Origin of the sequence: Ochrobactrum chromiisoli (assembly GCF_026241335.1) — a bacterium.
In the GTDB taxonomy this organism is placed as follows: domain Bacteria; phylum Pseudomonadota; class Alphaproteobacteria; order Rhizobiales; family Rhizobiaceae; genus Brucella; species Brucella chromiisoli.
On the sequence record NZ_JAPHAV010000008.1, the window covers coordinates 1 to 19,709 of the forward strand.

The following is a 19,709-nucleotide window of genomic DNA, read 5'->3' on the forward strand; positions in this document are numbered from 1 at the left end:
AAGAATAGCCAGATGGATGTCGGGGTCTATCGTATTTTCCAGTCAGACAATCCACTGACCGATAACGGTATGCAGATGGCTGCGGGAAGCGATCAGGACTATAGCCTGCAAGTGCTGCAACCTCAGGGGCAGGTCAATCTGGTTAACAGTGGCGGTCGGACCATGTCCTACTGGGATGGAAGCCAGATGATAGGCGATGGCACCGTCCATGGCGGCGATGGAACATGGAACGCAGCGAACTCGAACTGGACCGACCAGAACGGCAACGGCAATACTCCCTGGGCGGATGACGTTTTTGCCGTGTTTCAGGGCACCGGTGGTAAGGTCATGATTGAGAATGGCTTTACGCCGCGTGTCAACGGCATGCAGTTCTTCGTTGATGGTTACAGCGTTGAGGGAGGCACAATCACGCTGGGTGGAACGGATGTTCGGATCAACGTTGGTGACGGCGTGATGGAGCATGCCAACTATGTGGCAACCATATCTTCCATTCTCGACGGGCAGAATGGCTTTACCAAATCTGGCTATGGAACACTGAATCTGACAGGCCAGAACAGCTATAGCGGCACCACCACGGTGCAAGAGGGCACGCTGGAGCTGAGCGGAAACGGCAGCATTGCAAACAGCGCAGAGATCGTTCTTGCAAGCACAGAGTTTGACCGTGGCAAGCTGCTGATCAACAAGGATCAGGATTTTTCATTTGCAAACAAGGTGAGCGGCGTTGGTGCCGTTACCAAAGATGGCATCGGCACGACGACCTTCTCTGGCAATAACACGTTCAGTGGCGGATTGACGGTTGCAGCAGGCGCTGCCAAAGCTGGCATTGCGGAGAATGCTTTTGGTTCGGGCAATGTGACCATCAAGGGCGGTGGGGTGCTTGATCTTGCCGACTTTAATGAAACCGTTGGCAGTCTTGTGGGTGAGAAAGCCGGTGACGGCACTATCACGCTTGGTTCGGGCACATTAACGCTCAATCAGAACCTGCATGGCGATTTCTCCGGTAAGATTTCCGGCACGGGTGGCATCACCAAGAATGGCAATGGTGATCTGGTGCTTTATGGTGCCAATGACTATTCGGGCAACACTGCTGTCAATGAGGGCGCGCTGGTTCAGGGGGCAGCCGGTGGCTTCTCAGCTGCTTCGCGCTATAGCGTGGCCAGTGGGGCATCGCTCAAACTTGGCGGTTTCTCCAGCACCATGGCCGGCTTATCCAATGGGGGCGATGTTTTCTTCGGCGGCAATGGCGGCACGGTGCTTAATGTGTCCGGCGATTATAACGGACAAGGCGGTACGCTGCATATGTGGGGTGTGCTTGGTGATGACAGTTCATTGATTGACCGGATGAATGTCAGTGGCAACACAGCCGGCACTTCCAAAGTCGACATCACCAACCGTCACGGTTTTGGCGCTAAAACCAATAACGGCATCGAGATCATCTCCGTGGGGGGGAACTCTGATGGTCTGTTCACGCTCAATGGTGATTATGTCACCAAAGACGGCAAGCAGGCTATTATGACTGACTCGGCCTATGCCTATACGCTGCAAAAAGGCGGTACCAATACGCCAAATGACGGCAACTGGTATCTGGTCAGCAAGAATCCGAACGATCCGGTCAATCCGGTCGATCCGGATTGCGAGAAGACCAATACCTGTCCTCCAGGTCCTAACCCTGGTCCTAATCCGGGCCGTTACAGCCCCGCGGCTCCGATCTATGAATCCTATGGCTCGACGCTGCAGGCTCTGAACAAGCTGCCGACACTGCAACAGCGTGTGGGTGAGCGTTATCTGGGAGGCTCTGATCAGGCCAGTTCGGGTGCCAATGTGGGTGAAACCGACAGCAAGGCGATCTGGGGTCGCATTGAAGGCGCGCATACCCGTCATGAAAGTGCCTCCACGGCAGGTGATCTGCATCAGGATATCAACACTTTCATCATGCAGGCCGGTGTGGATGGTCAGTTCTATGAGGATGAGAATGGCACACTGTTTGCTGGCATTACCGGGCAATACGGCAATGCACGCTCGGATATCGACAACCGGACCGGTGACGGTTCGGGCAGCATCAGCACGCAAGGATGGGGGCTTGGTGCCACGGCCACATGGTATGGTACGTCCGGCTTCTATCTTGATGCACAGGCACAGGCCAACTGGTATGACAGCGATCTTCATGTCGATGCAGTCAACAAGACTCTCAGCAACGGCAATAAGGGCTTCGGTTACGCTCTGAGCCTCGAAGCGGGTCAGCGTTTTGCCATCAACCAGAACTGGTCGCTGACACCGCAGGCACAGCTCATGTGGTCATCGGTGGATTTTGACACCTTTACCGATAGCTATGGCGCGCGCATCTCCAATAGAGACGGGGATAGCCTGACAGCCCGGCTTGGTCTTGCTGCCAACTATGCCAATAGCTGGAAGGGCCATGATGGGCGGATGGTCAATACATCACTCTATGGCATTGCCAATCTTTATCAGGAGCTCATGGGTGACGCGCGCATGAATTATGCGGGAACCCATATGGCCACTGACAGCGATGATACATGGGGTGGGATTGGCGCAGGTGGCACCTATGCCTGGGCCGACAATAAATACATGCTCTATGGCGAAGGTTCCATCAACACGTCACTCAACCATTTCTCCGACAGCTACGCCCTCAAAGGCAATGTCGGCTTCAAGGTGAAGTGGTAGAAAACCCATAGTCGCAATCAAATTATCGCTCCCGGTGCCAAGCCGGGAGCGATTTGTTTTATGCAAAATGCCACGTCTGCGTAATCGGCATTCCGACCCCACATTCTGTTTGATTTTGTGCTCGGTCACTGAAAGTTAGCGAACAGACAGAACGCGGTTTCTCACAGGCGATCAGAGTCAGCCTGAAAGAATGCCCCGTTACCAACGGAGCCAGGCAGTAAAACTTATCACGAAAATTTTCGCAAATATTCAAGACATTGATGCCATCACCAGCGACTTATCACACGGCCAGAAAACCACCATCGACTGGTAAAGTAGCCCCTGTGACCATTGCGCTGTCGTTGCTTAAAAGAATCGCAATGGCCTGCGCAACATCTTCGGATTGCGCAAAACGATTGACCGGATGGCGCACCATCATCGGTGTGCTTTTTGCAGGGTCGCTCCAGGCTTCAACCGCTAGTTCGGTCAATGTGATTGTGGGGGCCACCGCATTGACACGGATACCATGCGGTCCCAACTCCTTAGCGAGAACTCGCGTTGCACCTTCAAGGCCTGCCTTGGATGCGGCATAGCACAAGTGATCCTGAAAACCGCGATGGCCGGCAATAGATGTAATATTGACGATGGCGCCACCGCCGCCTGCTGCCACGCGCATACGGGCAAACTCCTGACACGCAATCAGCGCTGCGCGCAAATTGATGCCCATAACAGCCTCATAACCGGCATCGGTCATATCAAACACGCTTTCAAGCACATTGATGCCTGCGCTGTTAATGAGATAATCACATGCTCCCGCCTCGCGGATCGCGTCACGCGCAGCCCGCGCATCAGACAGATCAACCCGTATCGAACGCCCTCCGATTTCACCAACCAAACTGTCGAGATCAGACTGGGTACGGCTCAGTGCGACCACTTCCGCGCCACGGCTGGCCATCAACTGCGCACATGCACGACCAATACCTTTGCCTGCTCCTGTCACAATGACGGATTTTCCAGAAAACTGCATAGAAATAACCTCTTCGGCGTGATTTTACCGCCTGATGTTGAATAATGGATTATGCAGACAGCGCTTGTGCCATGCTCTGGCGTATGTCGCGCGCGCTGCTCTGCAATGCCAGAAAAGCCCTATAACGTGCATCGTGCACGGCACTGATGCGCACTTGCGGGAGGCACTGCGTGCCAACGCGCGACATGGTCGACATAGCCGTTTCCATATCTGCAAACAGCCCTGCGGCCATTGCGCCCAAAATTGCCGAACCAAGCAGGACCGGCTCTTCACAATCGATCACCTCGACAGGCAGACCTGACGCATCAGCCAGAAGCTGACGAATGAGCGGATGGGTACCTGCGCCACCGCTGACACTGATGGCTTCGACGATTGCACCATTTTTGCTTTGCGTATCAATGATCTGACGCAGGCCATAGCCAAGGCCGCAAAGACCCGCAATATAAAGTGCGACAAGGGAATCCACGCCTGTCTCCATGCCCTGCCCGACAATAACAGCGCGCGCATGCGGGTCGGCAAAGGGCGCACGATTGCCCAGAAATTCCGGCACCACATGCAATGTATCAGCGAGCCTGACGGCCTCGCTGGGCGAATTTGCCAGCATCAATGCTCTGTCGCCAAGCCATTGCGGCAAGGATTTGCCTTCGGCTTTTGCGAGCATGCCTGCTTCAAGTGCTGCCGGATGACATTGCACAAGATGATCAATCGCTGCCCCCGCAGCCGATTGTCCACCTTCATTCAGCCATTTGCCTGGCAACATCGCCGAATAATAAGGCCCCCATACGCCGGGAACGAATGCCGGTTCAACTGTCGTTGTCATGGTGCACGAAGACGTGCCGAACACATAAGCGAGACATTTCACAGGATGAGCAACGCCATCCCGTGCTCCCACTGTTCCCACACCACCGGCATGGGCATCGATCAACCCTGCCCCAACAGCAATGCCAGCGACAAGTCCCATCGCGGAGGCGGCCTCTGGGCTCAATCCGTGACCAAGTGGGGTGCCGGGCGCAACGATCGTCTGTCCTATACGGCTAAAACCATCGTCTGCCAGATCACCCAGTCCGATAGCACGGAAATATTCCGCATCCCAGCGCCCTTCATGCGCGAGATAAGTCCATTTACATGTGACGGTGCAGGATGAACGCTCAAGTGCACCGCTTGCCTTGAATGTCAGAAAATCCGTGAGATCGAAAAAATGCCGTGCCTTCGCATAGGTGTCGGGATTGTTTTCCCGCAGCCACAGCAATTTAGGTGTCTGCATTTCAGGCGAGATACGTCCGCCGACATATTTGAGCACATCATGGCCGCCTGCATTAATCCGCTCAGCCTGTGCGAGCGCGCGATGATCCATCCATACGATAACATCGCGTTCGCTCTCGCTGCTCACTGGCAGCGTTTTCTCACCTTCGCCAAGAACGACAAGCGAACAGGTGGCATCAAAACCAATGCCTGCCACCTCACCCGGATCGATAGCGGCGCTTGCAACACTTTCACGCACGCTTTCACAAACGGCACGCCATATCTGCTGACTTGATTGCTCGACGAAGCCGCGATCATCCCGATAAAGATCGAGCGGTCGTTTGGCTGTCGCCAGAAGCTTGCCTGAGCGATCAAAAACACCCGCACGGGCGGACCCCGTGCCGACATCCACGCCAATCAGATATTTTGGGACCATTGGAAATACCCTCCGTGAAACGCGATTATACCCGATCAAAGTTGGTCGGCAGCACCAGCATATCGCGAATCGTGACTGTGCGCTTGCGTGTCAGCATATATTCAACCGCATCCGCCACCTCACTCGGATCGATCAGGCTGCCCGATTCCTTGGCCTTGCGCAGGTTTTCCTCAGGCCAGTCGGCCAGCAGGGCCGAAACCACTGGACCCGGCGACACCTGAGCCACACGGACGCCATGCGGGATCATCTGTCGGCGCATTGTCTGCACAAAGCAGGTCACCGCCCACTTGGACGATGCATAAACCGGCTCCCAATAGGTCGGGTAATGGCCTGCAATCGAGCAGGTCACAATGATGTCACCTGTCTTGCGTTCAATCATATGCGGCGCGACAGCATGAACATTTTTCATGACCGCATTGACATTGAGATTGAGCATCTGATCAATGGCTTCTGCGGTTGTCTCTGTCAGATCACCACCAATATAGGTGCCTGCATTGCAATACAGAATATCGATATGATCGACCTTTTTCAGGATTTCAGGCACCATCGCAGCGCAGCTTTCGGCATTCAACAGATCCGTCACCTGTGCGATAGCCTTCTCGCCCAACTCACCCACCAACGCATTCAGAGCTGCTTCATTGCGGTCCACCAGAACGACCGTGGCTCCTGCGGCAAGCAACGTTTTGGTCGTAGCCAAACCAATACCCGAAGCAGCCCCCGTAATGACTGCAATCTTGCCTTGAAGCGATTCCGCCATTTTATTCTCCTGTGTATGCACCGGACTGTTTCCGGCAAATTTCATAATGATTAGCGCCACTCGCGCCCGATATAGATCGCAAGCAGGATGATGCCGCCTTTGATCACATCCTGAAGATACGGATTGATGCCCATCAGGTTGAGGCCATTGTTCAAGATACCCAACAGGATCGCGCCAATCAGTGTGCCAAGCACCAGACCACGACCGCCGGCAATCGCAGTGCCGCCTAAAACAACTGCCGCAATGGCATCGAGCTCGAAACCCATGCCCGCATTCGGTTGACCACTCATCAGACGCCCGGTCAGAATAACTGCGGCGAGAGCCGATGTGAGACCAGAGATCGCGTAGACGGCAAGTTTGACGCGCAATGTTTTCACGCCCGAAAGCCGCGCTGCGGTCTCATTGCCGCCCAGCGCATAGACATGGCGACCAAAAGCAGTGCGTTCGAGCAGCACCCATGCAATCGCGTAGATGATAAACATAATGATAACCGGCACAGGGATCATGCCGATGCGCCCCACACCAAACCATGACACCCAGCTCGGCAGGCCGCTGATCGGATAACCGCCGGAATAAATAAGACCAAGACCACGCGCCATGCCCATAGTGGCAAGCGTCACGATAATTGCCGGCATTCGCCCCCATGCAACAAGGACACCATTGATGGTGCCAATCGCAAGCCCGATGAGCAGGCCAAGACCAAGGGCAGCACTTGCCGGAATCCCGGCATGCACCATGAGGCCCGATGCAAGCGTTCCAACCAGCGCCATGACCGCGCCAACGGACAAATCGATACCGCCAGTGAGGATGACAAAAGTCATACCGACCGCCAATACAGCGACGATAGAGACCTGCCGTAACACATTGAGGATGTTCGGCACGCTGAAGAAATTGTCGCTGGCAAGTCCCATCAGGACGGAGACGACGATCAGGCCCGCCAAGGGCAATATGAGCGGCGAATGCAGCCAATGGCGCAGTGAAAAGCCGCTCTTCTTTTCAGCTGTGGCAATATTTGCATTATTGGACATAGTGCGGCTTCCCCGTTGTGGCTTGGGTCATAATTTCCTCAGACGTGATTTTTTCACCTTCGAGCGTTGCGACGATACCGCCGGAACGGAACACGCAGACCCTGTCTGACATGCCGATGATCTCCGGCAGTTCGGAAGAAATCATGATGATCGAATATCCGGCATTGGTGAAAGCGCGCATGAGGGCATAGATTTCTGCCTTCGCACCGACATCAATACCGCGTGTGGGTTCGTCAAAAATCAGCACGCGCATGTCATGATTGAGCCAGCGCGCGATGACCACTTTCTGCTGATTGCCCCCCGAAAGCGTATCAATGCGCGCATAAGGTCCCTGCGCCTTCACCCGCACCTGCTGCATGGCAACTTGTGTGGCTTTGAGCTCTTTTTTAAGGTCGACAAACCAGTGCAGGCGGCGATATTTGCCGTAATTGTTGAGGGAAATATTTTGCAGGATCGAGAAGCTGGTGATCAGCCCTTGCTCTTTACGGCTTTCCGGCAAAAGCCCGATACCGTTTTCAAGCGCCTGATCAGGGCCGGAAAGCCGCGTCGCCACGCCATCCAATTTCATCTTGCATTGAACAGACGCATGTGCGCCGAGCATGGCCAGAACGCTTTCCGTCCGGCCTGAGCCGACCAGCCCGGCAAAACCCAAAACCTCGCCCTTGCGCAGGCTAAAGCGCGAAACGGGTCCGCCTTTACGCAATTGTAATTCTTCCACATCAATGATTACCGGCGCTCTCACATCAATGTCGGCTTTGGGTGGAAAACCGGCTTCCAGACGACGCCCGACCATCATCTCGACCAGGCGGTCATTATCGACATCACAGACATCACAGGACTTGATATAATTCCCGTCGCGCAGAACCGTAATCCGGTCGCAGATCTCAAAAATCTCTTCAAGATGATGGGAGATAAAAATAATTGCCACGCCCTGACGGCGCAACTCGCGCATCACTTTGAAAAGGTGCTCAACTTCGGATGGAGTCAATGTGGCCGTCGGTTCATCGAGAATAAGAATGCGCGCATCAAGTGCCAGTGTTTTGGCGATTTCGACAAATTGCTGTTCTGCCACAGAAAGCCGGTTGATCGGCACGTCGAGCTGCACATCCACGCCAAGCTTTGCCATAATTTCGCGCGCACGGCTGCGCATGGCCGCCCGGTCGAGAAGCCCGAGGCGATTGCGCATTTCACGCGCCAGAAACATGTTTTCGACTGCATTGAGATACGGAATCAGGCTGAATTCCTGAAACACAATACCGATGCCAGCTCGAATGGCATCGTCGTAGTCGGCGAAATGGCGCTCTTTACCGTCAACCCGGATTTCACCCTCGGAAGGGCGCAGGATACCGGAGAGTATCTTCATCAGTGTAGATTTGCCCGCACCGTTCTCCCCGAGAAGGGCGTGAACTTCACCAGCACGCACATTTAGATCCACACCGTGGAGAACCTCGATCCGGCCAAAGCTTTTTTTGATGCCTTTCAGCTCAAGCACGATTTGTTCCTAACCAATAAGTGGCTCCCGTCCCACGTGCGCCCTTTCGGGCGCAGCGGCTTTTCGCATTCTCCTCAGCAAAAGCGTTTCACACTTGTGCTGCCAATGCATTGAACCGGAACGGGAGCAGGGAGGATGATTACCAGCTGAAACCTTCAGCGTTCTTGGCATCGATCACCATGACGTCGATCGGAACTTCCTTAGGAACAACGCGTGCACCCCATTTCTGCGCCAGCGCCATCGCAAGACCAACGCGCACCTGATCACGCGGGAACTGTGCCGTTGTTTCGATGAAAGGCGTGCCGTCCTTGATGGCTTGAACAGCTTCTGGCGCGCCATCGACAGAAGTCAGCTTAATATCACGGCCTGAGCCCTGAATTGCAGCCAGAGCGCCCATAGCGCCACCATCATTGACCGAAAAAATGCCCTTGAGATTAGGGTGGGACTGGATCATGTTTTCAACAACACCAAGCGCCACTGACCGATCCTGACGACCATTCTGTGTGTCGACCAGTTTGATGCCCTCGAACTCTTCAAGCGCTGCCTTGCAGCCTTCAACGCGCTGAAGGATAGGAACAACCGGAATGCCATCCAGAATGGCAACCTCGCCCTTGCCGTCAAGGCTTTCGCCAAGATACTTGCACGACTGGTAACCCGCATCGCGGTTTTTGGAGCCAACGAAAGTATCAACCGGACCATTGGCGTTGGCATCGACCGCAACGACAATCACGCCTTTTTCCTTGGCAGCAACGACGGCTGCTTCAACACCAGCGCTGTCGGTAGGATTGAGCAGCAGGATGTCGATGTTCTGCTGGAGCATATCTTCCACGTCGGAAATCTGCTTGGCGACATTATGGCCAGCGTCGCTGACAACAACGTCAGCGCCAATGCTTTCGGCTGCACCGCGGAGCGCTTCCTGCATCGAAACGAAATAGGGATTGTTCAGTTCCTGAAATGTCATCCCGATCTTGAGCTTTTCCTGCGCAATAGCAGGGGACGCCAGAAGAGCAAGAACAGTGCTCACAGTTAAAATGGCTTTTTTCATTGAGATTTACCTCCCGTTACAGATTGACAGGCAACGCCTGCATAGTTTGGGCAGAAACCCGCCCGCCCAAATTGCGAATAACCGCATCCTCCGGCTCTGTTTGATCTTGCATCACCAGAATTTTGTTTGCGGCAAAAGTGGTACGAAACTGCGAAGGAGACATGCCCTTGAACTTGAGAAAATGCCGGTTGAAATTGGACAGGTTGGAGAAGCCGATCTCGTAGCAAATATCGGTGATCCGCACTTCCGGCATGGTCAGCAGCATCTGGCAGGCGAGATCGACACGCAACTGGTTGCGATAGCGCACCAGCGTCGTCCCTGTATGGCGCTTGAAAGCGCGGGAAAACGCACTCTGACTCTGCCCCAGCATGTCAGCGAGTTCCGTTTCCTCAATCTGCTCGGTCAGATGTTCTCGCAGATAAGCAAGGGCGCGATTGATCCCGCAAGGGCTGAAACGTGTTACATCAAGCTCATAACTCAGGCTCGCGAGCACTTCCGGCTCAGACGCATTTGAGAGCAGATCCAGAATTTCCCAGAAAAGCGCAATTCGCGTCAGTCCCTGCGCCACGATGAGACGCTCCATGAGAGGGCGGATTTTGATGCTTGTTTCGTCATCGAACAACAATCCGCGACGGCTGCGCTCCAGTAAGGGCCCCAGATCACCCATTTCCGGCATGATTGCGAGCGCATTTTCAATAAAAGCTTCCGGGAATTGAATCACCATGGAACGCGTGGGTACTCTTTCACCTCGCTCGATCTCACTAATCCAGTTATGTGGTAGATTAGGGCCAGTCATGATCAATTGCCCCGGAGCAAAACGCCCGACATGATCGCCCATATAGAAGGTGCCAGAAGTTGCCACCACGAGATGGATTTCATATTCGGGATGGTAATGCCAGCGCACAGTGCGAAATGGATAACCATGCATCCACGCCGCAAAGGACTCTCCTTTGCGGATATGCACAAGCTCCAAATCTGGTTGCATGACATCCTCCCTGACGCAGATCATGATACAGTTGCAAGGCCTGGGCTCCTCTGCTCCAGGCCATGTCTCATGATGAATGCATTCTGGGTGGTGTGAACGCCAAGGGCTACATCACAACATAGAATATTATGATACTTTTTTTACATACAATTTCAGTGATTTGAGAAAGTCGGAGCACCAAACAACGCTGTTTCTGTGCATCGGCACCTTATTTTTCCGGTCTTCGCGGCATAAAAACCCCATATTATCGAGCTTTTTGAACGTGAGACTGCAATATCAACAAAGCTTTCAGGCGCCAATAAGCGACATGGTTGTCTTCATATTTTTTAGCATGCGCTGATACCAGTTTAGGATCAGATACTATTTCCGCACACAGTTTTGGCGGCGAGAAAATGTCTTCTGATCGATGTTCTATGGCACAGCCATCAATGGATGCACCGGAAACTAATCGACGCTGCTCCCTCAGAGCAAACGCCGATGTTCCAACGTATATGGTTTTCCTTTATTGTGGAAAGGTGACCTGAAGCTTCACATCATTTTCCCGTGCTTCGACTGCTCGATCAAAGCCACGAATGCTGTCTTCAAAAGGCAATGTAGCCGTTATCAGCGGCTTGAGATCAACTTTTCCCGAAGCAATTAACGCGATGGCGCGGTCATAGACATTTGCATAACGGAAAACTGTCTCAAGGCGCAACTCGCGGGCCTGAAGCCCGACAATATCCACCGGCACAGGATCAACCGGCATGCCGACAAGCACAATCGCGCCTCCTGGTCGCGCCAAGCTTGCCATATTGAGAATGGCAGATGCGGCACCAGAACATTCGAAAACCAGATCGCAACCCCAGCCATCGGTATGGTCTGCGATGGCTTCCGCAAGACTGCGTTCTCGAATATTTACTGCCACAATACCGTCATAGGCAGCGATGATATCCAGTTTGGGCTGGGCCAGATCGGCGACGATCACTTTTGCGCAACCTCCGGCAAGTGCCGCCAGCGCTACCATCATGCCAATGGGACCTGCCCCGGTAACGACAGCCACATCGCCGGGCTGAATGCGTGCACGCAAGGCCGCCTGCATCCCAATGGCAAAAGGCTCGACCATTGCACCCTCACCAAATGAAACATGATCCGGCAGCTTATAGGTGAAGGCAGCGGGATGGATCACTTCCGGCACAAGGCAGCCATGAACGGGTGGCGTCGCCCAGAAACGAACGGCCGGGTCCACATTATAGATACCGAGTTTCGATGCGCGCGAGGTCGGATCAGGAATGCCCGGCTCCATGCAGACACGGTCACCCACAGCAAGATTTGTTACATCTTCACCCACTTCAATTACGGTTCCCGATGCTTCATGACCAAGAACCATCGGTTCGTTGACTATGAAATGACCGATACGCCCATGAGTGTAATAGTGCACATCTGATCCGCATATGCCGACTGTGTGAATCTTGATGCGCACATCCTTGCGTCCAAGCGTCATCGGCATATCGAATTCTCTAAGCGAGAGCTTTCCCTTTTCTTCGAGAACAAGTGCTTTCAAAGCTTCCTCCTGAGCGTCTACTGGAACATGCGCGCTATGAAAGGGTAATTTTGTAGAAAGTAAAGTCGACGTATGAGCAAAGTGGAACCTTTGAGTTTGGCGCGCAAAAACCTATCAGCAGAATAGAAAAGGCGTATAGGTCCTGGGGTTTTGAATGACGATTCAAAGGGATTTACATCCGAATCGCAAAACAGTCATGAACGCCTTTGCAAAGTGGTCCGCAGGCTCAAGACTCATTCATTGAATGGAAATAGCAGTATCTTTTATACACGCCCAAAATAGCATTGATATGCTTCCCTCGAAACAACCGTTCGATGGATTTATATGCGCCCGCCCCCCAGAGTTTTAACGAGAATACACAGTATTCCAGCCTACCGGTTGATACGCGAGGACGGATAGCATGAAAATGGCACCGAGCCTTAGAAAGTAGCCCGGTGCTAAAAAACTTACAGATGATCGCGGGGAATAGTCTGTCCCCATTCGCGTTTTTTGACTTCGTTGCCATTTTCCTTCGCGCTCAGAATGCCTGAAATATAGAAATTCTGGTGATCCGAATGTAGGCTGGTCGTCGTTTCAATATCGATCATCCAGTCTTCACGTCCCATACGATAAGCCTGTGTCAGCACATAGGACGCTGTTACTGGGTCTTCGTCACGCACGCGAAGCTCTCGCTTCAGGCTGTGGCTTAGTTCTGTACCGATATCGTCAAACCGCAGAATTCCTTCGCCAAACAGACCACCAATGCCTTCTGTCACGTAGAGTGTTTCACCCGTGACATGATCTTGCTCGGTCCAGCGGCGGACGCTACCGGGATCGAGTTGTGTGAGGGGAGTAGCAGGACCATGCGCTGGTTGTTGAAACGCTACTCCTGCATCATCAACAGCAGCTTTACGGACGGGAAGCTGGAGAAGCGATGCCGCAGTATCAAGCGAGAGCGTCACACGCTTTGGCGATGGCCAGACCATTGGCCAGTAACCAGTTGCAACAGAAAGACGGATACGATGGCCTTTTTTGAAGCTGTAACCGGTATCGTTGAGCTTGATTGCAATTTCGTAAATCTTACCCGGCACCAACATTTCAGGCTTATCATGGCCGTTGATGTGATTGAGATTGAAGACCTGATAACTGATACGCGTGATACGACCATCAGGCAGAATATCGCTCAAACGCAGTGAAACCTGAGCGACTGGTTGATCGACAGTGAATGTGAGACGAGCGACCGGCGCGCCGAGAATTTCCAGGTCTTCGGTCAGTACTGCTGTGTCAAAGTTGAGAGAACCACCATCATCAAGGCGCTGGTCGGTTGGGTGCTCGCCGGGGCAACCGGTCGCCATCCATTCACCACCCGCTTTGCCGTGACTTGCTGGCGATGAAATCGAAAGAACAGCGTTAATTGCATCGGCTTTACCGAGCGAGAAGTCGGCACCAAGTGCAAAAGGCTGAGGCACAATCTCAGTCGATGGCCAACTCTTTTCGCCGACCCAGCGACCATTGGTAAAGTCGCGTGAGCCGGTTGGCTCGATCGTGTCGCAAATATAGGCCCGCAGCTTTGGCTCGTCCATGATGCCTGTATCTTTGCCCTTCAACCACTGATCCCACCAGCGAACCGCTTCCTGAAGGAAACCGATGGCCGGGCCTGGGATACCATCCTGAGGATAGACATGCCCCCAAGGACCGATGATGCCGCGCGCAGGAACTTTAAGATTTTCAAGCAGCCGCGGAACAGCATTTGTGTAGCTGTCTGCCCATCCGCCAATGGCGAGGACCGGACACTGAATCGCGGACCAATCTTCACAAACTGAGCCATGTTTCCAATAGCCATCATAATGCTGGTGTTCCAGCCATAGGGCCGGGAAGAATGGCAGGCGTTCGAGACGTTCAATCCACGCATCACGCCAGCCGTCACCCACGATTGCCGGGTCAAGCGGCCGCGACTGATAGGCGAGCATGATCGTGCCCCACCACAAATTGTCGTTGAGCAGAAGACCGCCCATGTAATGGATGTCATCTGTAAAGCGATTATCGGTTGAGTAGGCGGTGATGACCGCCTTCAATGCTGGCGGTCGGCGGGCGGCAACCTGAAGGCCATTGAAACCACCCCAGCTTTTGCCCATCATGCCAACATTGCCACTGCACCATGATTGTTCCGCAATCCAGGCGATGACTTCAAGCGCATCATCCTGTTCCTGCTGAATATATTCATCAGCCATATGGCCGTCGGATTCACCCGTACCGCGCATGTCGACACGGATAGCAGCATAGCCGTTCTGTGCGAAATAGCCATGCATAGGCTCATCGCGGCCCCGTGTTCCATCGCGCTTGCGATAAGGGATATATTCGAGAACGGCCGGGACGGGATTTGCCTCGGCGCCTTCTGGCAGCCAAAGGCGCGCACCAAGGCGCGTGCCGTCCTTAAGGGTGATCCACAGATGTTCAGTGACGTTTACGGTCATGATAGGGTCCACTTTATAATGAATATTTCGATGCGGCATCTGCGCCGCATCTGTAGTTTAACTAGCGGCGCGTGCTTTGAGGATGTCGTCGAGCCAATCACGGCGCAGCTCCGGTACGGATGTTATAAGCTGCTCCGTATAAGGCTCATAAGGCGGCTCAAAAATTGCCTTTGTGGTACCGGTTTCAACCACCTTGCCCTTCTGCATGACCATGGTTCTGTCCGCGAGCCTGCGCACAACACCAAGATCGTGAGTGATAAAGAGATAGGACACATGCAATTCATCCTGGAGCTTGCGTAAAAGCCGCAGAATTTCCTCAGCAACAAGAGGATCAAGCGCAGACGTTACTTCATCGCAGATGATAAGATCAGGCTTTGCTGCCAGCGCACGTGCAATGCATACCCGCTGCTTCTGCCCGCCTGAAAGCGCACCCGGAAGGCGACTTGCAAAATCGGCAGGCAGGCCAATAAGTTCAAGCAGGCTTTTCACCTCAATCTCGCGCTGGTCCTCATTCATTCCAAAATAGAACTTCATCGGTCGGCCAATGATCTCGCCCACCGTCTGCCTCGGATTCAACGCTACATCCGGGAGCTGATAAACAAGCTGAATGCGGCGTAATTCTTCGCGCGAGCGCTTTTTATAGCTGGCATCCAACCGCTGCCCCGCAAGCGTAATGAGGCCGCTAGAGTGCGGCGGAAGACCGGCAATGATGCGTGCAAGCGTTGATTTACCAGAACCGGACTCACCCACAACTGCAAGCGTTTCACCGCGGCGAATATGGCAGTTCACATCATTTAGAACGAGCTTCTTACCGTAGTAAGCAGTCGCGTTTTTAACGTCGAGCAGGATATCGCCGGTTTTGTGTTCGGCCTGTTCGCCTGAAATGCTTGATTCACGCTCGGACACCAGTCGCTGGGTATAATCCTGCTTAGGTGCTTCGAGAACTTCCTCTGCGGAGCCAAGCTCGACCATTTTGCCATGACGCAAAACCATGATGCGATCTGCGATCTGCGCCACGACAGCAAGGTCATGCGTGATATAAAGAGCGGCCGTGTTGTAGCGCTGGATAAGGCTGCGCAAGAGTGCCAGCACTTCAATCTGGGTCGTCACGTCCAGTGCGGTGGTTGGTTCGTCCAGCACCAGAATGTCCGGGCGACAGGACATCGCCATGGCGACCATGGCACGTTGCAGCTGACCACCAGAAACCTGATGCGGATAACGGTCACCGAAAGTGTCGGCATCCGGAAGCTGCAATGTATGCAGCAATTCGAGCATCCATGCTTTTGCTTCGGCTTTGCTCATCAGGCCGTGATAAAGTGGGCCTTCCATGATCTGATCGCCAATGCGATGCGCTGGATTAAAAGACGCCGCTGCGCTTTGCGCCACATAGGCGATGCGTGCGCCGCGCACCTCTTCACGGGTTTCGCGGGTGCCGTCCATCAGTGAAATATCATCAACGACAACGGTCCCGTGGGCGATTTTGCAACCGCCACGGCCATAACCCATTGCAGCCAGCCCAATGGTGGATTTGCCTGCACCGGATTCGCCAATCAGGCCAAGCACCTCACCGCGTTTCAGTGTCAAATCGACATGATCGACAAGCGTTGCACCGTTCGGTGCTTTGACGATGAGGTCAGAGATGGAAAGAACGATATCCTTGCTCATCGATCCGCTCCCTGCGTGGTCGTGCGTCCGGCCAGCAGCCAGTCGACGACGAGGTTGACGCCAATGGTCAGGATGGCGATTGTAGCTGCCGGAAACAGTGGTGCGTAAAGGCCGTAGAGAATAGCCTGCTGATTATCCTTCACCATGCCGCCCCAGTCTGCAAATGGTGGCTGGATACCAAGGCCAAGGAACGACAAGCCCGCAACAAAAAGGAAAGTGAAGCAGAAACGCAGACCAAATTCCGCAATCAGCGGTGGCAGCGTGTTCGGCAGAATTTCACGCCAGATCAGCCAACCCAGACCTTCACCACGAAGACGTGCGGTTTCAGCATATTCCAGCACATTGACGCCCTGCGCTACGATACGCGCTAAACGGAAAACACGCGTGGAATCAAGCAATGCAATGGTGATAATCAGAACCGGCAGTGAAGAACCGAGTGCCTGAAGGATGACGAGCGCCGAGATGAGCACCGGAATGCACATGACAGTATCAACGATGCGCGAAAGCACTGTATCGATCCAGCCACCAAAGATAGCCGCGAGGAAACCAAGCGGCACACCAATACTAAACGAGAGCAGTGATGCAGCGAGGGATACACCAATCGACATCTGCGCACCAAAAAGCAGACGAGACAACATGTCACGACCATTCTGATCAAGACCGAACCAGAACTGCGCCGACGGAGGGTCAAATGGCGCGCCGACGATTTCTTCCTGACCATAAGGCGCGATCATTGGCCCAAACAGGAACATTAACAGGCAGAAAGTGACGATGGCGAGGCCAATCCACGCCGTGAGGGGGATAGATTTCTTCAACGTGGGTGCCTCAGACGCGGATTGAGTGCGATGGCAGCAACATCTGCGATGATATTAAGAATGACGTAGGCTGCGCCGAAGACGAGAGCTGCTGCTTGTACGAGAGGAAGGTCACGCTTGGAAACAGCATCAACCATAAAGCGGCCCAGGCCGTTGTAGTTAAAGACAGCTTCGACAAGCACAACACCAGTGATGAGGTAAGCAATGTTGAACGCTACCACATTAACAATTGGGGCTGCGGCATTCGGCAAAGCGTGCTTGGTTACGACGCGTTTGGTGCGAAGTCCCTTGAGATAAGCGGTTTCGACATAGGCCTGATCCATAACCGACAAGACGGCGGTACGTGTCATGCGCATCATTTGCGCGACCGTTACAAGAACCAGTGTCAGCGCCGGCAGGGCTGTTGCCTGCATCCATTGAAATACGGTCATGCCTTCGTAAGTGTCGGCAAGACTTGGCAGGATGTTGAAGCGGATGGACAAAAACAGGATCAGCAAGAGGCCAAGGAAGTATTCAGGCAGTGAAACGAAGGCTAGCGCCACGATGTTGATAACACGATCGAAAATACCACCGCGCTTGACAGCTGTAATAAGGCCGAGAAGGATTGCGATTGGAACGCTGACGACCGCTGCAAAGGCTGCGAGCGCCATTGTGTTCCAAAACCGCGGCCAAAGCAATTCTGCAACAGGCTGCTGATTGGCGAGCGAAGTGCCCAGATCACCCGTCACGAAGCCTGCAAGCCAAGAGAAATAGCGCGCAAGCAGTGGCTGATTAAGGCCAAGGCTTTCGCGCAATGTGGCCAGCGCCTCCGGTGTTGCATTCTGGCCGAGAATGGCGGAAGCCACATCACCCGGCAGGATCTGCGTGCCGGCGAAAATCAACGCCGACACGAGGAAGAGCGTGAGAAGCCCGAGCCCCACACGCTTGAGAATAAGAACGAACATTTATGCTTCCAGCCAGACTTTTTCGGCAAGGCGGGCACCCATCAGATTGAACATCGGATGGGTGGTCACGCCTTTGAGCTTTTTGGATGTGGCGTCGAGATAGTCGCCGAACATTGGAATAAGCGCACCGCCTTCGTCGCTGATCATGGTCTGCAATTCAGCGTAGATTTCCTTGCGCTTGGTTTCGTCCAGCATGGCGCGGGCTTCAAGCAGCTTGGCGTCAAAGCTTTCATTCTTCCAATGTGTGTCGTTCTGTGAGGCTGTTGAGATATAAGCTACAGAAAGCGCAAGATCCGCGGTTGGACGACCACCGCGATAGGACATGCAGAACGGTGCCTTCATCCAGACATTGTCCCAATATCCATCTGCTGGCTCTCGCTTGATGTCGAGATCAATACCGGATTTTGCAGCGGCAGTGCGGAAAATTGCAGCCGCATCCACTGCGCCGGTGAAAGCAGCATCGGAGGCCGCGAGCTGGATTTTAAGCGAATCCATACCAGCCTGCTTGAGATGGAATTTTGCTTTTTCAGGATCGTAGGCACGCTGTGGCAAATCAGCATTGAAATATGGGTCGGAGCTTGGAATTGGGTTGTCGTTGCCGATACGGCCGTAACCGCGCAGAGCGGTTTTTAGCAGCTGTTCACGGTCAATAGCATATTTGATCGCGAGGCGGACATTGTTGTCGGTATATGGTGCCTGCGTGCAATCCATCAAGAATGAGAAATGCTGACCGCAGGCCGACTGAACGATGTTGAGGTTCGGGTTGCGCTTCAACAGATCGACGGTTTTGAAGTCGAGCTGATTGATCGCATGAACCTGACCGGACATCATGGCGTTGGTACGGGCAGACACATCGTTGATAACGATAACTTCAACCGCATCGACCCACGCCGTGTTTGGCTTCCAATAGCTCTCATTCCGCGTGAAACGCGAACGCACACCAGGCTGAAAACGCTCATAGACAAAAGGTCCGGTGCCAACTGGCTTGTTAAAGTCCGTCCAGCCTTTGGGAACAACGAGGAAGTGATAGTCGGACAGGATGTAAGGCAGATCGGCATTGCCGCTTTCGAGCGTGATCTTGACCTTGTCGTCACCATCTTTTGACACATCGGTGAAAGCAGCCGCAAGCGAACGCGCGCCTGAGGTCGTTTCACCGCGATGCAGATTGATAGAGTAGATGATATCGTCGGCATCAAGCGTCTTACCGTTATGGAAGGTTACGCCCTGACGAACTTTGAAAGTCCATTCTTTGGCGTCGGCTGACGGTTCCCAGCTTTCAAACAGTTCAGGCACTGCTTTGTTGTTGGCGTCGATTTCGACAAGACCATTCATCAGCATATAGGCCTGATTGACTGGAACCCAGTCTTTCAGCAGGCGCGGGTCGAAATTGTCGGTGGTGGAACCACCGCCAATGCCGAGCTTGAGAACTCCGCCTTTCTTTGGCGTACCATCCGCTTCTGCAGCTATTGCAGAATTGATCAATCCACTCATGCCACTGGCGGCAACAAGGCCGAAGCCTGCTGCACCAGACATGAAGGATCGGCGCGTTAATTGAAACTGGCTCTTTTGCTCAGACATACGTTACCCCTTAGACTTTCAGCTTGTGATTAATTCATAGC

At 53.6% G+C, this 19,709-nt stretch carries 14 protein-coding genes; 1 reads left to right on the plus strand and 13 read right to left on the minus strand.

The annotated features are described in order from the left end of the window. Window positions 1-2,682: autotransporter family protein (locus OPR82_RS14935; RefSeq protein ID WP_265985715.1), on the plus strand; the 2,682-nt coding region annotated here is incomplete at its 5' end. Window positions 2,683-2,962: 280 nt separating this feature from the next. On the opposite strand, the gene OPR82_RS14940 is transcribed toward OPR82_RS14935, so the two are convergent. The 13 genes from OPR82_RS14940 to OPR82_RS15000 form a co-directional block, all read right to left on the minus strand. Continuing rightward, window positions 2,963-3,688 carry an SDR family oxidoreductase gene (locus OPR82_RS14940; protein ID WP_265985716.1) on the minus strand — a complete coding sequence of 242 codons (726 nt, stop codon included), beginning with the start codon at window positions 3,686-3,688 and terminating at the stop codon, window positions 2,963-2,965. Between the two features lie 49 nt (window positions 3,689-3,737). Then, window positions 3,738-5,366 carry an FGGY-family carbohydrate kinase gene (locus OPR82_RS14945; RefSeq protein WP_265985718.1) on the minus strand — a complete coding sequence of 543 codons (1,629 nt, stop codon included), beginning with the start codon at window positions 5,364-5,366 and terminating at the stop codon, window positions 3,738-3,740. A 25-nt stretch (window positions 5,367-5,391) separates the two neighbouring features. Then, window positions 5,392-6,123, minus strand: coding sequence for an SDR family oxidoreductase (locus tag OPR82_RS14950; RefSeq protein WP_265985719.1), 732 nt, complete (start codon window positions 6,121-6,123; stop codon window positions 5,392-5,394). A gap of 50 nt (window positions 6,124-6,173) precedes the next feature. Next, window positions 6,174-7,151, minus strand: a complete 978-nt coding sequence (locus OPR82_RS14955) for an ABC transporter permease (protein ID WP_265985720.1) — start codon at window positions 7,149-7,151, stop codon at window positions 6,174-6,176. Then, entirely contained in the window at window positions 7,141-8,643 is a 1,503-nt protein-coding gene (locus tag OPR82_RS14960; protein ID WP_265985721.1) for a sugar ABC transporter ATP-binding protein, read from the minus strand. Before OPR82_RS14960 ends, OPR82_RS14955 begins: the two co-directional genes overlap by 11 nt. 139 nt (window positions 8,644-8,782) lie before the next feature. Next, entirely contained in the window at window positions 8,783-9,688 is a 906-nt protein-coding gene (locus OPR82_RS14965) for an ABC transporter substrate-binding protein (protein ID WP_265985722.1), read from the minus strand. Between the two features lie 16 nt (window positions 9,689-9,704). Continuing rightward, window positions 9,705-10,673, minus strand: a complete 969-nt coding sequence (locus tag OPR82_RS14970; RefSeq protein WP_265985723.1) for an AraC family transcriptional regulator — start codon at window positions 10,671-10,673, stop codon at window positions 9,705-9,707. Between the two features lie 502 nt (window positions 10,674-11,175). After that, complete coding sequence (locus tag OPR82_RS14975; RefSeq protein WP_265985724.1) at window positions 11,176-12,213, minus strand: NAD(P)-dependent alcohol dehydrogenase; 1,038 nt, start codon at window positions 12,211-12,213, stop codon at window positions 11,176-11,178. Window positions 12,214-12,659: 446 nt separating this feature from the next. Beyond that, window positions 12,660-14,666 (minus strand): CocE/NonD family hydrolase, encoded by a 2,007-nt coding sequence (locus tag OPR82_RS14980; RefSeq protein WP_265985725.1) that lies wholly within the window; start codon window positions 14,664-14,666, stop codon window positions 12,660-12,662. A gap of 57 nt (window positions 14,667-14,723) precedes the next feature. Then, window positions 14,724-16,331, minus strand: a complete 1,608-nt coding sequence (locus OPR82_RS14985; protein WP_265985726.1) for an ABC transporter ATP-binding protein — start codon at window positions 16,329-16,331, stop codon at window positions 14,724-14,726. After that, the gene (locus OPR82_RS14990) at window positions 16,328-17,146 is read right to left on the minus strand and encodes an ABC transporter permease (protein ID WP_265985727.1); all 819 of its coding nucleotides are present in this window, start codon (window positions 17,144-17,146) and stop codon (window positions 16,328-16,330) included. Before OPR82_RS14990 ends, OPR82_RS14985 begins: the two co-directional genes overlap by 4 nt. Further along, window positions 17,143-18,090: an ABC transporter permease gene (locus OPR82_RS14995; RefSeq protein ID WP_265985728.1), complete on the minus strand. Its 948-nt coding sequence runs from the start codon at window positions 18,088-18,090 to the stop codon at window positions 17,143-17,145. Before OPR82_RS14995 ends, OPR82_RS14990 begins: the two co-directional genes overlap by 4 nt. Further along, window positions 18,091-19,668: an ABC transporter substrate-binding protein gene (locus tag OPR82_RS15000; protein WP_265985730.1), complete on the minus strand. Its 1,578-nt coding sequence runs from the start codon at window positions 19,666-19,668 to the stop codon at window positions 18,091-18,093. Between the last annotated feature and the right edge of the window lie 41 nt (window positions 19,669-19,709).